This window comes from Cytobacillus sp. FSL R7-0696 (genome assembly GCF_038006865.1).
Taxonomy (GTDB): Bacteria; Bacillota; Bacilli; order Bacillales; family Cytobacillaceae; genus Cytobacillus; species Cytobacillus kochii.
Map to the genome: position 1 here is coordinate 2,799,759 of NZ_JBBOWA010000001.1, position 13,750 is coordinate 2,813,508.

13 protein-coding genes and 1 riboswitch are annotated in these 13,750 nt (G+C 36.9%); of the genes, 7 read left to right on the forward strand and 6 right to left on the reverse strand.

Going from position 1 to position 13,750, the window contains the following annotated elements:
- The first annotated feature begins 89 nt into the window (after window positions 1–89).
- Window positions 90–452, forward strand: a complete 363-nt coding sequence (locus tag MKX29_RS14655) for a hydrolase (RefSeq protein WP_095373621.1) — start codon at window positions 90–92, stop codon at window positions 450–452.
- 114 nt (window positions 453–566) lie between these two features.
- Entirely contained in the window at window positions 567–1,040 is a 474-nt protein-coding gene (gene ytkD, locus MKX29_RS14660; protein ID WP_224938835.1) for an RNA deprotection pyrophosphohydrolase, read from the forward strand.
- A gap of 24 nt (window positions 1,041–1,064) precedes the next feature.
- Here the strand turns inward: ytkD and MKX29_RS14665 are convergent, their stop codons facing one another.
- The 3 genes from MKX29_RS14665 to MKX29_RS14675 all read right to left on the reverse strand — a co-directional run bounded on the left by MKX29_RS14665 (window position 1,065) and on the right by MKX29_RS14675 (window position 3,694).
- Window positions 1,065–1,871: an ABC transporter permease gene (locus MKX29_RS14665; protein ID WP_289434394.1), complete on the reverse strand. Its 807-nt coding sequence runs from the start codon at window positions 1,869–1,871 to the stop codon at window positions 1,065–1,067.
- Entirely contained in the window at window positions 1,837–2,628 is a 792-nt protein-coding gene (locus MKX29_RS14670) for an ABC transporter ATP-binding protein (RefSeq protein WP_224938833.1), read from the reverse strand. Before MKX29_RS14670 ends, MKX29_RS14665 begins: the two co-directional genes overlap by 35 nt.
- A gap of 67 nt (window positions 2,629–2,695) precedes the next feature.
- Window positions 2,696–3,694, reverse strand: a complete 999-nt coding sequence (locus tag MKX29_RS14675; RefSeq protein WP_251162507.1) for an ABC transporter substrate-binding protein — start codon at window positions 3,692–3,694, stop codon at window positions 2,696–2,698.
- Between the two features lie 119 nt (window positions 3,695–3,813).
- Between MKX29_RS14675 and MKX29_RS14680 the strand changes: the two genes are divergently transcribed.
- Together MKX29_RS14680 and MKX29_RS14685 are read left to right on the forward strand one after the other, a co-directional pair.
- Entirely contained in the window at window positions 3,814–4,578 is a 765-nt protein-coding gene (locus MKX29_RS14680; RefSeq protein ID WP_341106261.1) for an alpha/beta hydrolase family protein, read from the forward strand.
- Window positions 4,579–4,647: 69 nt separating this feature from the next.
- Window positions 4,648–4,890, forward strand: a complete 243-nt coding sequence (locus MKX29_RS14685) for a DUF2584 domain-containing protein (RefSeq protein ID WP_095372163.1) — start codon at window positions 4,648–4,650, stop codon at window positions 4,888–4,890.
- 351 nt (window positions 4,891–5,241) lie between these two features.
- Here MKX29_RS14685 and pckA read toward each other — a convergent pair whose 3' ends face one another.
- The gene (gene pckA / locus MKX29_RS14690; RefSeq protein ID WP_095372164.1) at window positions 5,242–6,825 is read right to left on the reverse strand and encodes a phosphoenolpyruvate carboxykinase (ATP); all 1,584 of its coding nucleotides are present in this window, start codon (window positions 6,823–6,825) and stop codon (window positions 5,242–5,244) included.
- 387 nt (window positions 6,826–7,212) lie between these two features.
- Window positions 7,213–7,338: riboswitch (SAM riboswitch) on the forward strand.
- 301 nt (window positions 7,339–7,639) lie between these two features.
- Between pckA and metK the strand changes: the two genes are divergently transcribed.
- Together metK and asnB are read left to right on the forward strand one after the other, a co-directional pair.
- A complete protein-coding gene (gene metK, locus MKX29_RS14695; RefSeq protein ID WP_224938830.1) occupies window positions 7,640–8,839 on the forward strand; it encodes a methionine adenosyltransferase in 1,200 nt (399 codons plus the stop codon).
- Between the two features lie 516 nt (window positions 8,840–9,355).
- Window positions 9,356–11,248 (forward strand): asparagine synthase (glutamine-hydrolyzing), encoded by a 1,893-nt coding sequence (asnB, locus tag MKX29_RS14700; protein ID WP_341106265.1) that lies wholly within the window; start codon window positions 9,356–9,358, stop codon window positions 11,246–11,248.
- A 99-nt stretch (window positions 11,249–11,347) separates the two neighbouring features.
- Here asnB and MKX29_RS14705 read toward each other — a convergent pair whose 3' ends face one another.
- Together MKX29_RS14705 and MKX29_RS14710 are read right to left on the reverse strand one after the other, a co-directional pair.
- The gene (locus tag MKX29_RS14705; protein WP_341106268.1) at window positions 11,348–12,166 is read right to left on the reverse strand and encodes a C39 family peptidase; all 819 of its coding nucleotides are present in this window, start codon (window positions 12,164–12,166) and stop codon (window positions 11,348–11,350) included.
- A 64-nt stretch (window positions 12,167–12,230) separates the two neighbouring features.
- Entirely contained in the window at window positions 12,231–12,752 is a 522-nt protein-coding gene (locus MKX29_RS14710) for a gamma carbonic anhydrase (RefSeq protein ID WP_251162511.1), read from the reverse strand.
- A gap of 181 nt (window positions 12,753–12,933) precedes the next feature.
- Here MKX29_RS14710 and MKX29_RS14715 point away from each other — a divergent pair, with 181 nt between their 5' ends.
- Window positions 12,934–13,737, forward strand: a complete 804-nt coding sequence (locus MKX29_RS14715; protein ID WP_224938826.1) for an alpha/beta hydrolase — start codon at window positions 12,934–12,936, stop codon at window positions 13,735–13,737.
- Window positions 13,738–13,750 lie beyond the last annotated feature (13 nt).

The window sequence follows — 13,750 nt, forward strand, 5'->3', positions numbered from 1 at the left end:
TATTTGCACCTGCCTATTTTCTTCTTATTTTACGTTTAGTATATGTTAAGTTCATGGTTTTGCTCATTTTTCGTATAAATTCATTCATAATGAGGGAAACAAATAATAAGAAGAAAGGGGCTGAAAGTGTGGATCAGAAGAAAACTTATTATATTACGGTGAATGATGGTGAAATCTCACAAAGTTCTACTTCCTCATCATGGAATTTTAAAATAGAGGCAACTGATGATGAAATTATCGAATTAAGAGAGTTGTTTGATCAAAATTACTCAACAGAATGGGAAGGTTTTTTCCGGGCTCATGTCCCTTATTTACAGTATCATTTCGACAGGCAAAATGATAAGTATGATGATGGTTTAACGCAAATATATAGCGCCATTTATCGATTAGGCGATGAAGAAGCGAAAAATCATATTGTCAATATGGGGATTCTTCCCCCTGAACAACAATAAAGCTGTGCTCTAAACACCGTTATAAATATTGACGGTGTTTTCACCTTTTCCTGTACGTTACGTTTCTTTCAAAGTAAAATATACCAATAAGTATATGTAAAGTGAGAGGATTAAATGGAATATTTTATCGATCAGAACGGGAATCGTGTAGCACTCTCATTTAATGAAGAAGGATTTGAAATGGAGCCGCGTCATGTGTTGGTGTTATGTAAAAAAGGCGATGACTGGTTATTAACGAACCATAAAGAAAGAGGATGGGAGTTTCCAGGTGGAAAGGCGGAGGAAGGAGAAGATATATATTCAGCTGCAAAGAGAGAAGTAAAGGAAGAAACCGGAGCAGTCTTGTCTTCTATTGAACATATTGGTACATATCAAGTAATGGAAAAACATCGTTCCTTTATAAAGGCAATCATGTTTGCAGAGGTTGATTATTTGCAAAAAGTAGACCATTATTTCGAAACGGATGGTCCAAAATGGGTAGCGATTAATCAGCTCATGAGGGAGATTCATCAACCCAATTATAGCTTTATAATGAAAGATCGAGTAGTCGAGAGAAGTGTAGCTTATCTACAAAATCGCTTGAAATAAAGGGCTGCACGCTCATGCAAGCCCTTAGTTGTTTTTTATTAATTTCTTCTCTAAAAATTCTACTGCTTGATACATAATGGTAGCTAATACAGCTATGACAAGCAGAGAGAGCATAACTAAAGTAAAGTTAAATACTTGGAATCCGTAAATAATCATATAACCTAATCCTTTAGAGGCGACGAGAAACTCCCCGACGATCACCCCGACCCAAGATAAGCCTACATTGACTTTAAGTGTGGAAATAATTACAGGAAAGGATGACGGAAGAATGGCTTCCTTAAATATTTGGAAGCGGGTTCCACCAAAAGTTTGAAGCACTTTAATATAATTTGGATCTACCTCTCTAAAAGATGTATAAACGACGATGGTTGTGATAATAACGGAAATAATCGTTCCCATTGCTACAATCGACGTGAAGCTAGGTCCAAGAGCGACAATTAAAATCGGTCCTAAAGCCACTTTCGGCATACTGTTTAAAATGACGAGATAAGGGTCTAGAACCTTAGAGAGAAACGGTGACCACCATAGAATCGCAGCCAAAATCGTTCCCAATAATGTCCCTAAAATAAAACCGAGTATGGTTTCTGATAAAGTAAAACCTAAATCAAAAAACAGCGTACCATCTTGAACTTTAATTAAAAAGAGCTCCCATACTTTTGAAGGTGAACTGAAAATGAGAGGGTCGATCCACTTGTTTCTACTGGCAATCTCCCAGCCCGAGAAGAAAATAAGAAAAATAACGAGTTGATAAAATCGTACCCAATACTTTTCTTTCTTAAGGGAGCGGATATACGCATTATGGAGTGCTTTTGTGTGACTCTTGTGATCCAAGGGACTCCATCTCCTTCCAAATCGTTTGAAAAATTTCTGCATTCATTGGGTGGTTTCTTGTATCAAATGGAGAGCATTCTCTTAATTCCTCAGGTATTTCAAATACTTTATGAATCTTACCAGGGCTTGGTGCGAATAAATAGATACGATCGCTCATCGCAATTGCTTCACCGATATCATGTGTCACAAGAATAGCTGTTTTTCCAAATGATTTTAATGTGTCAGATACTAGATTTTCTAAATGCAATTTTGTTTGATAATCGAGAGCGGAAAATGGTTCATCTAACATGAGAAGTTTAGGTTCTGTTGCCAGCGTCCTTACAAGTGCTACCCTTTGTCGCATGCCGCCTGATAATTGTTTAGGGTACAATGACTCCACATCTGATAAGCCCATTTGCATTAATAAATCTTTTGCATAAGCTTTTTTTTCTTCATCTAAGTGATGATTGATCTTTAGACCCAAAAGAATATTTTCCTCAATGGTTTTCCAAGGGAATAGATAATCTTGTTGCAACATATATCCTATTTCACTCTTTAATGTAGCTACCTGTTTTCCTTCTAACTCTACACGGCCCTCCGTTGGTTGGAAAAGACCAGCAATGATAGATAACAAGGTTGTTTTGCCACATCCGCTCGGTCCTAAAAATGAAATGAATTCTCCTTCATTCACTTGAAGTGAGATATTAGAGAGAGCCGTCACTGCATTTGATTTCGTAAAGTAAGTATGATGAATATCTTGCACTTTTAAGAATGTCATCTTGCAGTCTCCTCTTTTTTTCTGGATGGTTGAGCGAACAGACTCATTCTATCCGCTCCACATAGTACTATTCTTTAATCACTTTCTCGGCAATGGATGTGTTGACAAGAGTTTCATAATCCACTCGAGCAGGCAGTTCACCTGCTTCATCCATAATATTTTGCAAGTTCTCCCATTCTTCTTTTTCTAAAATAGGATCGGTCGCAAAGGACCCTTGACTTTTATAACGATCAATTGACATGGTTAAAATTTCTAAATCGGTATTATCAAAGTATTTTGTAATGATTTTAGCTGTTTCTTCTGCTGAATGTTCATCTACCCATTGTTGCGCTTTATAGATGGCACGTGTAAATTTCTCTACTGTTTCTTCGTTTTCATTGATGAAGCTATCCTTTGTCATATATGCTGTATAAGGAAGGTGGCCAGATTCTTCACCGAAGGAAGCGACGATATGTCCAATGCCTTCTTTTTCAAACACACTCGCAGTCGGTTCGAATAATTGTACAAACTCACCAGTACCAGATGAAAAGGCAGGAGCGATATTGGCAAAATCAATATTTTGAATTAGCTCTAAGTCAGCATGTGGATCAATATCATGTTTTTTTAACGTATACTCACCAGCCATCTGCGGCATGCCACCTTTTCTTTGCCCGAGGAAGGTACTCTTCTTTACCATATCCCAAGTGAAATCTTGGATATCTTCCCTTGCAACAAGGAAGGTGCCATCTGTTTGCGTCAGTTGGGCAAAATTAATGACAGGATCATTTGCCCCTTGCGCCTGAACATAAATGGATGTTTCAGAGCCAACAAGAGCAATATCAATACTATCGGATAATAGCGCAGTCATCGTTTTATCGCCGCCGGCAGTCGTGGTTAACGTAACATCCAAACCTTCCTCTTTAAAAAATCCTTTTTCAATTGCAACATATTGGGGAGCATAAAAAAGAGATCTTGTGACCTCACCGATACGTATTTTTGTCACATCCTCTTTTCCACAGGCTGCAAGAGGAATGAGTAAAACAGAAATACAGAGAAGCATGAAGCCCCATTTAAGCCATTTTTTCATTTGAGAACCTCCTCATTCAATGTTTCTTAGATTTTTGCATCTAAACTATCTTATGAGGGTGAAAAATTTGTGTGATTGCCCATGTGAAATTTTTACTATATGTAAAGGAGGGAAAAGCATTGATAATCGATAAATGGCGGTTTCCATCTCCGCATCCTCAAGTGAAATTATCAATCATTACATACTTATCTAATGACCTAAAAATTAAAGGTCTATTAGCTGAACCAGAAAATAAAAACGTATCAGAAGGGTTTCTATATTTAAGAGGTGGGATTAAGAATGTCGGTAAAGTGCGCCCAAGTCGGATTGTGCAGTTTGCCCTCCAAGGTTTCATCGTATTTGCGCCTTTTTATCAGGGCAATCAAGGAGGGGAGGGAAATGAAGATTTTGCAGGTGATGATCGTTATGACGCTTTTTCAGCTTTTCAACTTTTAGCGGAACACCCTCGGGTAAAAAGGGTACATGTCTTTGGGTTTTCTAGAGGAGGTGTAATGGCGTTATTAACAGCCTTACATATGCCTGAAGCGGCGTCAGTTGTTACGTGGGGTGGTGTAAGCGATATGTTCCTCACATATGAAGAAAGAGTGGACTTGCGTAAAATGATGAAACGGGTCATCGGTGGAACGCCCCATAAATACCCAGAAAGATATGAATATCGGACGCCATTATATGAACTTAATCAACTGCAAGCAAATGTATTAATTATTCATGGGGTCTTAGATCATAATGTTTCTGTCGAGCATGCCTTCCGCTTAGAGAAGCGATTAAAAGAGTTAGGTAAACCTGTAGATACATGGTATTTTAAAGAATATACGCATTATTTTCCGCCAGCTATCAATAGACAAATTGTCCGTGATCTTGGGCGGTGGATGAAAGAACAATAAGCTTTATTGTATAGAGATTGTAAGATACAATAGTAATATAAAACTCGATGAACAAGGAGCAAAACAATTATGGGGATGCCTTTAGAATTAAATACAATGATCGTTACGAAAGGAAGAGAAGAGAGGCTAAATGAAAACCTTTTTACATTAACAAAAGAAGGATACCGCCTCTACCCACTAAATATTCCACTTGAAGTAAAGAAAACAAGAGACGGTGAAATCAGTGGAATGGGAAGTATCCAAAAGTTAGAAATGGAAAATGATTGTACGAAAATCTTTTATCAACTGATTTCGCTAAAAACTACAAATTAATTTAAAAATTGGCCCGACTGCTTTTGCAGTGTTGGGCTTATTTTGTATACAGATGTCTATTGAAACTCTGCATGAATATAAATATAAGTATTTATTAAGCAGTGACGAATTTAAATTAGAAGCTAATTTGTAGACTCATATCAAAGGGCGAATATTGGATACATACAAGCCGTCGATTGCAACTTGGTGAGATTAGCACTTACTAATCGATCCACCTGTGTTAATCGCAATTAGTAAATCGAAGCCCGTTGATGCGGTATTTTGACCCTCAAATATAAACAGTGGGTGAAGAGTGAAGTGAAATTATTGTAACAAAAAACCTTCGAGTCGGATGCTCGAAGGTTTTTTAAATTAAGCAATAGGACCGCCTTTTTCAGCGATTTCACTAGAGATATTACCGAATTTCTTGAAGTTTTCACGGAATTCATTTGCAAGTTCTTTTGCTTTTACATTATATGCATCTTGGTCTGGCCAAGTTTTGTTAGGCAATAGTACTTCATCTGGAACTCCAGTTACGTGTTGAGGGATTTCTAAACCGAATACTTGGTCAGTTACTGTCTCAACAGAATTTAGTTCGCCTTCTAGAGCAGCTTCAACCATTGCTCGTGTATAAGCAAGCTTCATACGGCTGCCTACACCATATTCGCCACCAGTCCAACCAGTGTTTACTAGGAATACTTTCGCGTTATGCTCGTCAATTTTTTTACCAAGCATTTCTGCATATTGTTGAGCTGGTAATGGTAAGAATGGTGACCCAAAACAAGTGGAGAAAGTCGCTTGTGGTGAAGTAATACCACGCTCAGTACCAGCCAGCTTAGAAGTGTATCCACTTAGGAAGTGATACATTGCTTGTTCTTTATTCAATTTAGAGATTGGAGGTAATACACCAGAAGCATCAGCTGTTAAGAAGATGATAGTGTTCGGGTGACCTGCAATACTTGGGTCAACAATATTGTCAATTGCTTGTAATTGGTAAGCCGCACGCGTGTTTTCTGTTAGCGTATTGTCCGCATAATCTGCTACGCGTGTTTCTTTGTCTAATACAACATTCTCAAGTACTGCGCCAAAACGGATGGCATCGAAAATTTGTGGTTCTTTTTCACGTGTAAGGTCGATACACTTCGCATAGCAACCACCTTCAATGTTGAATACTCCATTTGGAGACCAGCCATGCTCATCATCACCGATTAAACGACGGTTTGGATCAGCTGATAATGTTGTTTTACCAGTTCCGGAAAGGCCAAAGAATAAAGCAACATCACCTTCGCGGCCAACATTGGCTGAACAGTGCATAGGGAGAATCCCATTTTCAGGAAGCATGTAGTTCATAACAGAGAAAATAGATTTTTTCATTTCACCAGCATACTCAGTACCACCAATAAGTACAATACGGCGTTCGAATGAAACGATGATAAAAGTTTCTGAAGCTGTACCGTCAACTGCTGGGTCTGCTTTGAAATTAGGAGCTGAAATAACTGTAAATTCAGATTCGTGATCTAATAAATCTTCTTCTGTAGGACGAATAAATAATTGGTGTGCAAAAAGGTTATGCCAAGCATATTCATTAATTACTTGGATTGGCATACGGTGTTTTTTATCCGCACCAGCAAATCCTTTGAATACGAAAACTTCTTCTTTCTCTTTTAAGAAAGCAATCACCTTGTTGTATAAGTTATTGAAGACTGCTTCAGAAATTGGTTGGTTCACACTTCCCCAGTCAATTTTATCTTTAGAGCTTGCTTCTTCAACAGTATATTTGTCTTTAGGTGAACGACCTGTATACTTACCTGTTGTCGCGCGAATTGCACCAGTAGATGTAAGAACACCTTCGTTTCTGTTTAATACTTTTTCAACTAGTTGCGGAACAGATAATTGAACTTGGATGTTTTCGCCTTTTAGTAAATCATTTAACTCAGTTATCGATACAGAATTCATCTGATGAATACCTTCCTTTATATAATATTATTTAAGAGATATGCATCTCAGTCGCTATTTGTGATTATTTCTTCAAAAATAGTATAACACATTTATTCATTCAGTCTATACTATATAAATCATTTTTATATAATTAATGAAATTGTCACAAATACAGGCAGTATTCATTATAAATAGCTTTTGCAAATTTAAAAAGGATAATCAGCAAATTTATTGTAATTTTTATATATATTAAGGAAAAAGAACGGTATGATCTTAACTAAAATTATCCGTTATCAAAACTAAAGTTTATAGAGTCGGATATGACAATTTTTACATTGAATTGTTAATGAAAAACATTTGACTATATTCCATGTGTAAGTTATGATGAATCCTTGAACGGATACTCTCTTATCCCGAGCTGGTGGAGGGACAGGCCCTATGAAACCCAGCAACCTGCCAACTACATTTTCATGAGCAAAGGTGCTAACCTGATGCAAGGATTTATTACTCACTATCCTTGAACGATAAGAGTGAAAGGCGCGAATCATTTTGCTTCAACCTTTTCACTAAATCAGAGAAGAGGTTTTTTTTCATGCTTTTTAACATGATGTTGGCGAATACGAGGAGCGGCTTTTGGAATGTACTATTTATGTATGGGGAAAAAGACCAACCATTTTATTCTCAATATTCCAAGTTAGCGCATAGGTTATTAAGGGTATGAGATAAACATTGGCCCATAAATAATGAAGATTCAAATAAGGGAATGAGTTCCGTATCAAAAATAAAGACTATAATAAAGTCTTATTGATTCGATAAATAAGGAGGAAGTCAGATGTCAACAAAACGTAGATTGTTTACTTCTGAATCAGTAACTGAAGGTCATCCGGATAAGATCAGTGACCAAATATCTGATGCAATATTAGATGCTATTTTATCACAGGACCCAAATGCGAGGGTTGCTGCGGAAACGTCTGTTACTACAGGTCTTGTATTGGTTGCAGGAGAAATCACTACATCCACATATGTAGATATTCCAAAAATCGTTCGTGAAACCATTAAGGAAATTGGTTATACACGTGCAAAATATGGCTTTGACTCTGAAACATGTGCTGTATTAACTTCTATCGATGAGCAGTCAGCAGATATTGCTATGGGTGTAGACCAAGCATTAGAAGCGCGTGAAGGACAGATGACTGATGCAGAAATTGAAGCCATTGGTGCTGGAGATCAAGGTTTAATGTTTGGCTTTGCATGTAATGAAACAAAAGAGCTTATGCCATTACCTATTTCATTAGCGCATAAACTTTCTCGCCGTTTAGCTGAAGTAAGAAAAGAGGAAATCTTACCTTACCTTCGCCCAGATGGTAAAACACAAGTAACAGTAGAATATGATGAAAACAACAAACCTGTACGTATTGATACAATTGTTATCTCTACGCAGCACCATCCAGAGATCAGTTTAGAGCAAATTCAACGCAATTTAAAAGAGCATGTAATTAACCCAGTAGTTCCTACTGAATTAATTGATGAAAACACAAAATACTTCATTAACCCAACAGGTCGTTTCGTTATTGGTGGACCTCAAGGTGATGCTGGCTTAACTGGTAGAAAAATTATCGTTGACACATACGGTGGTTATGCACGTCACGGTGGTGGTGCATTCTCTGGTAAGGATGCAACGAAAGTTGACCGTTCAGCTGCTTATGCAGCTCGCTATGTAGCAAAGAATATTGTTGCTGCTGGACTAGCTGACAAAGCAGAAGTACAATTAGCATATGCAATTGGTGTTGCTCAGCCGGTATCCATCAGTATTGATACATTTGGAACTGGAGCAGTATCTGAGGATGTTTTAGTTGAAGTTGTTAGAAACAATTTTGACCTCCGTCCTGCTGGCATTATCAAAATGCTTGATTTACGCCGTCCGATTTACAAGCAAACAGCTGCTTATGGACATTTTGGCCGTACAGATATTGATTTACCTTGGGAGCGCACAGATAAAGCGGAAGAATTGCGTAAGGAAGCTTTAAAATAAATTAGAAAAGTTATGGCTGTAGAAAACTCCTTTAATGAGTTTTCTACAGTTTTTTTATGTGGGAAAGGGGCTATCATTAAATTTTAATAGACCTACAATTGAGGCGAAGGGATTAGCTCGTATATCAAGAAGTGGAATGGTCAAATATAGCGGCGCAAAAGTGATTCGCTCATACATCAGAAGTGAAAAGGACCGAAGATAGTAGAGCAATAGTCGTTTTTTTAGATATTACATTAGCAAAATAAATATAATATTTTAGACTACCGATATTTTACAGAAATCCTTAAGAAAACGATTTCATAAAAATTTAAAATGAATGTCATCTTTTCGTCTTAAATTGTGGGTAAGGAATAAACAACCTTAAGTATATGAAGAAGAAAACATGAACATACTGCCTAGCATAAATCATTCCATTTTTTTTTTCGAAAGGTGAAACTTTTTAAAATAACTTATCGTCTATACAAGGTATGGGAAAAAATACAAACTAGATGAAATAAAAAGTAGGTGACGTACATAATGTGTGGTTTTATTGGTTGTATACATGATCAAGCACAAAAAGTACAAGAAGCAGATAAACAATTTGAGAATATGAATAACATTATTACTCATCGTGGACCAGATGATTCAGGATATTATCGTGCAGACCATATCCAATTTGGTTTCCGTCGATTAAGTATTATAGACATTGAAAGTGGTCATCAACCACTCACTTATGATAATGGTAAATATTGGATTATTTTCAATGGAGAAGTTTATAACTATGTTGAACTACGTGAGGAATTAATCAATAAAGGACTAACTTTTGAAACTAATTCGGATACTGAAGTGATTATTGCTTTATACAGTTATTACAAAGAGAAGGCGGCAGAAAAACTGAGAGGTATGTTTTCCTTCGTTATTTGGGATAAAGAAAAACAAGAAGTTTTTGGAGCGAGAGACCCTTTTGGAATCAAACCATTCTATTATTTTGAAGATGGTGAGACAACTTATTTTGCCTCTGAAAAGAAAAGTATTCTGCTGGCATTGAAAAACGATATCATTAATTATGATGCTTTGCAGTATTATATGACTTATCAATTTGTACCTGAACCGATGACTATGTCAGTGGGTATAAAGAAACTTGAGCCAGGTCATTATTTCAAGAAGAAAATCGGTGGCTCAATGCATATCCAGCGTTATTGGAAAGCACATTTCCAACCTGTACAAAAAGAAGAATCTCAGTTTATTAAAGAGATTCAAGATGTTTTAACTGACTCAGTTAAAATGCATATGCGCAGTGATGTACCTGTAGGTTCGTTTTTATCGGGCGGGATTGATTCTTCTATTATTGCATCCATAGCAAAACAGTTTCACCCCAATATTAAAACGTTTTCAGTAGGTTTTGAAAGAGACGGTTTTAGTGAAGTGGATGTGGCTAAAGAAACAGCCGAAAAACTAGGTGTTGAAAATATAAGCTATATCATCTCTCCAGAAGAATATATGCAAGAAGTACCTAAAATTATGTGGCACACGGATGATCCATTAGCGGACCCTGCTTGCGTTCCACTTTACTTTGTCGCAAGGGAAGCAAGAAAACATGTAACGGTGGTATTATCAGGCGAAGGTGCTGATGAATTGTTTGGTGGATATAATATTTATCGTGAACCACAGGACTTAGAAATTTTTAATAAAATGCCTTCAGCAGGAAGAAAGTTATTGCGTACCCTTTCTCGAATCATGCCAGAGGGGATGAGGGGTAAGAGCTTTATTGAACGAGGAACGACGCCAATGGAAGAACGCTACATTGGCAATGCGAAAATGTTCTTAGAACATGAAAAAAGAGAATTATTGCAGGTTTATAATGAGAAGAATGATTTTAAAGATATTACCCGTCCATTATATGCAGAAAGTGCAGCCTATGATGCGGTTAATCAAATGCAGTATATTGATATTCATACTTGGATGCGCGGAGATATTCTTTTAAAAGCAGATAAAATGACGATGGCACATTCATTAGAATTGAGGGTACCATTCCTTGATAAAGAGGTCTTTAATGTGGCTTCAACCATCCCAACTCATTTAAAAACGTCTCATCAAACAACGAAATATATCCTTCGTAAGGCAGCGGAAGGTATTGTGCCAGAACATGTGTTGAATCGTAAAAAGCTAGGCTTCCCGGTCCCTATCCGTCATTGGTTAAAAGATGAGATGTATGATTGGGCGAAAACGTTAATTAAAGAAAGTCATACAGACTATTTAATTAATAAAGAGTATGTAGTAAATTTACTCGAATTGCATGCACAAGGAAAAGCAGATTATAGTAGGAAAATCTGGACGGTACTTATGTTTATTGTGTGGCATGATGTTTTTATTGAAAAGAAATATGATTTCGAAAAGCAATTTATCTCAGCAACAACAGCACACCTTTAAGTCAACAACTGTGAAAAAGAAAGAAAACCCGGACTCAGTTCGGGTTTTCTTGTTGTTAAAGTAAAAAATGCTAAATGTCTTAACTGCACTTTACTATTTTTAATTTAAATAAGTAATTGCCTGCCTGCCCATTTGTTCCCAACCCGCCTGGAACTCTTTGATAGGTGCTTTCTTATTTTTTATATTAGAGAAGGGGTCATTAAAGTATATATATTGCTCATCGTATCCAGTCACTAAAACGGAATGTTCTTTATACGTAATGTCAATCACTCCGCTTGGTGTGTGCCATGTCTGAAAATAAGCATCAGGCAGTTCATTGTATTTCGTATTAATGATCACCCAGACAGGCTTCTCATTAGAGAGATGTGTTTTGATTGACGAAAAGTCATCACCAGTAAAATCATGAATCTTCTCTGGTAAATAGTTTTCTGCCAGCTCTTTAATAGGCGTATGGTAAACACCGAGACCTCGATTGTTAAAAGAGTACATATCACCAATAAAACCGTCATTGGGGTGACCATAATAAATCTTGCCATCTTTTTTTTCAAAGGTTGCAGGGTTTTTCTTAATTTCTTTAGCTAAAGTCATTTTATCCACAGTTACGCCTGCGTGGTTGAGTAACATCGCAAGGCTTGTAACCTCACATCCGCGAGGGAGTTCTGGAAATTGTGATATGACCGGAATGTCTAATAATACTTTTTGTTTTATTTTTACGATAAATTCTTCATTGTTTGTTCCTTCCGCCCATTTGTTCTCTCGGAAAAGGGCAGCATCAGCGTGTTCCGTTGTTGCTTTCGGAGAAGGAAGAAGGAAAATTAAAATAAGAAGAGGGATAAGCAGTTGTTTAGCACCATTTTTTAGCAGTTTAATAAATAAATAAGCTAACAAAATCAATGCCAATCCAATAATAAATTTCAACAATTACACCACCTAAAAAATGTCTTCCACTTATTATCGGCGATTGAGCAAAATTTATCAGAAGTTATTGCCTTTCTTTTTTAAGTGCTTTGTAATACTGCCCTTTCTCAGCATATTCTCGTACAATCCGTTCCATATCCTTTATATCATCATCATTTAATTCACGGACTACTTTTGCTGGACGACCAAATGCTAAAGTGTTGGGAGGGATGATTTTACCTTGAGGAACAAGACTACCTGCTCCGATAAATGCACCTTCACCAATTTCTGCTCCATCTAAGACGATGGAACCCATGCCAATTAATGCTTTTTTTCTTATTTTACAACTATGTAAGATAACTTGGTGTCCAATTGTTACTTCATCTTCCAGAATGAGTGGGTTATTAGGGCTTTGGTGAAGAACTGAATTGTCTTGTATATTCACTCTTTTTCCAATATATGTGGGTGCAACATCACCGCGGATGACTGTATTGAACCAAACGCTTGATTCTTCGCCAATTTCTACATCACCCGTAATAGTTGTATAATCAGCAATAAATACATCATCAGCAATTTTGGGTTGTTTGTTATGAAAAGGATAAATCATTGTTATCATAGCTCCTTTTTACCTTAGTCAATTTAGAATGACTGTTTTCTAGCCATTCTGTTCTTTTTTAATATTATATCATGGAGAAATCATGAGAAATCGTGAAGATTTTTAAAAGGTAGGATATAATAAAGGGTAACAAACTTGAACGAAACAGAATTGTTTTTAGGAGGATCAGACGATGTGGAAATGGGAAGCTGAGGGTGAGGCAAAAGGTGTGATTGTGATGGTTCATGGGGCAATGGAACATCACGGCAGGTATGGTTGGTTAATAGAAATGTGGAGAGTATCAGGATTTCACGTTGTTATGGGTGACCTTCCGGGTCAAGGAATGACGACTAGATCACGAAGAGGGCATATTGATTCTTTTCAAGAGTATCTTATTGAGGTAAAGGATTGGATACAAGCTGCTTACACCTTTGATTTACCTGTTTTTCTTTTAGGTCATAGTATGGGTGGTTTAATAACAATACGCTTGTTACAAGAAGAAAGATTAAAGCTTGCGGGCGTTATTCTTTCATCTCCATGTTTAGGGCTTATGAAAAATCCACCAAAGCTACTCGAGATTGCGTCGTATCCTTTAAATAAAATTGCTCCTACATTGAGAGTTAATTCGGGGTTAACTATTGATATGGCAACAAGGAATGCTGATGTAAGAGAAATGGATGTAAATGACACACTGTATATTACCAAAGTGTCTGTACGATGGTTTCGTGAACTACACCAAACAATCAATCTGGCATTTGAAGATATAAAAAAGGTGCAAGATGTTCCTTTACTGGTTATGCAAGGTGGAGATGACAAGATTGTTAATAAAGTTCCTGTTAAACAATGGTTCAATAAAGCCCCGTTTACTGAGAAACGTTTTAAAGAATGGCCAAAATGCTATCATGAAATCTTTAATGAGCCGGAGAGGGAAGATGTATTTGATTACGCAAAGGATTTTGTAATGAGTAGTTTGCGGTCTATTGGGTATATCGTTTAGTAAAGAGTAAAGG

What these genes read in the sequence shown, in the direction of transcription:
- MKX29_RS14675 (WP_251162507.1), bottom strand. Translation starts at nt 3,694, where the DNA reads ATGAAAAAATGGCTTAAATGGGGCTTCATGCTTCTCTGTATTTCTGTT.
- MKX29_RS14715 (WP_224938826.1), top strand. Translation starts at nt 12,934, where the DNA reads ATGTGGAAATGGGAAGCTGAGGGTGAGGCAAAAGGTGTGATTGTGATG.
- MKX29_RS14670 (WP_224938833.1), bottom strand. Translation starts at nt 2,628, where the DNA reads ATGACATTCTTAAAAGTGCAAGATATTCATCATACTTACTTTACGAAA.
- MKX29_RS14710 (WP_251162511.1), bottom strand. Translation starts at nt 12,752, where the DNA reads ATGATTTATCCTTTTCATAACAAACAACCCAAAATTGCTGATGATGTA.
- MKX29_RS14685 (WP_095372163.1), top strand. Translation starts at nt 4,648, where the DNA reads ATGGGGATGCCTTTAGAATTAAATACAATGATCGTTACGAAAGGAAGA.
- ytkD (WP_224938835.1), top strand. Translation starts at nt 567, where the DNA reads ATGGAATATTTTATCGATCAGAACGGGAATCGTGTAGCACTCTCATTT.
- pckA (WP_095372164.1), bottom strand. Translation starts at nt 6,825, where the DNA reads ATGAATTCTGTATCGATAACTGAGTTAAATGATTTACTAAAAGGCGAA.
- MKX29_RS14655 (WP_095373621.1), top strand. Translation starts at nt 90, where the DNA reads ATGAGGGAAACAAATAATAAGAAGAAAGGGGCTGAAAGTGTGGATCAG.
- metK (WP_224938830.1), top strand. Translation starts at nt 7,640, where the DNA reads ATGTCAACAAAACGTAGATTGTTTACTTCTGAATCAGTAACTGAAGGT.
- asnB (WP_341106265.1), top strand. Translation starts at nt 9,356, where the DNA reads ATGTGTGGTTTTATTGGTTGTATACATGATCAAGCACAAAAAGTACAA.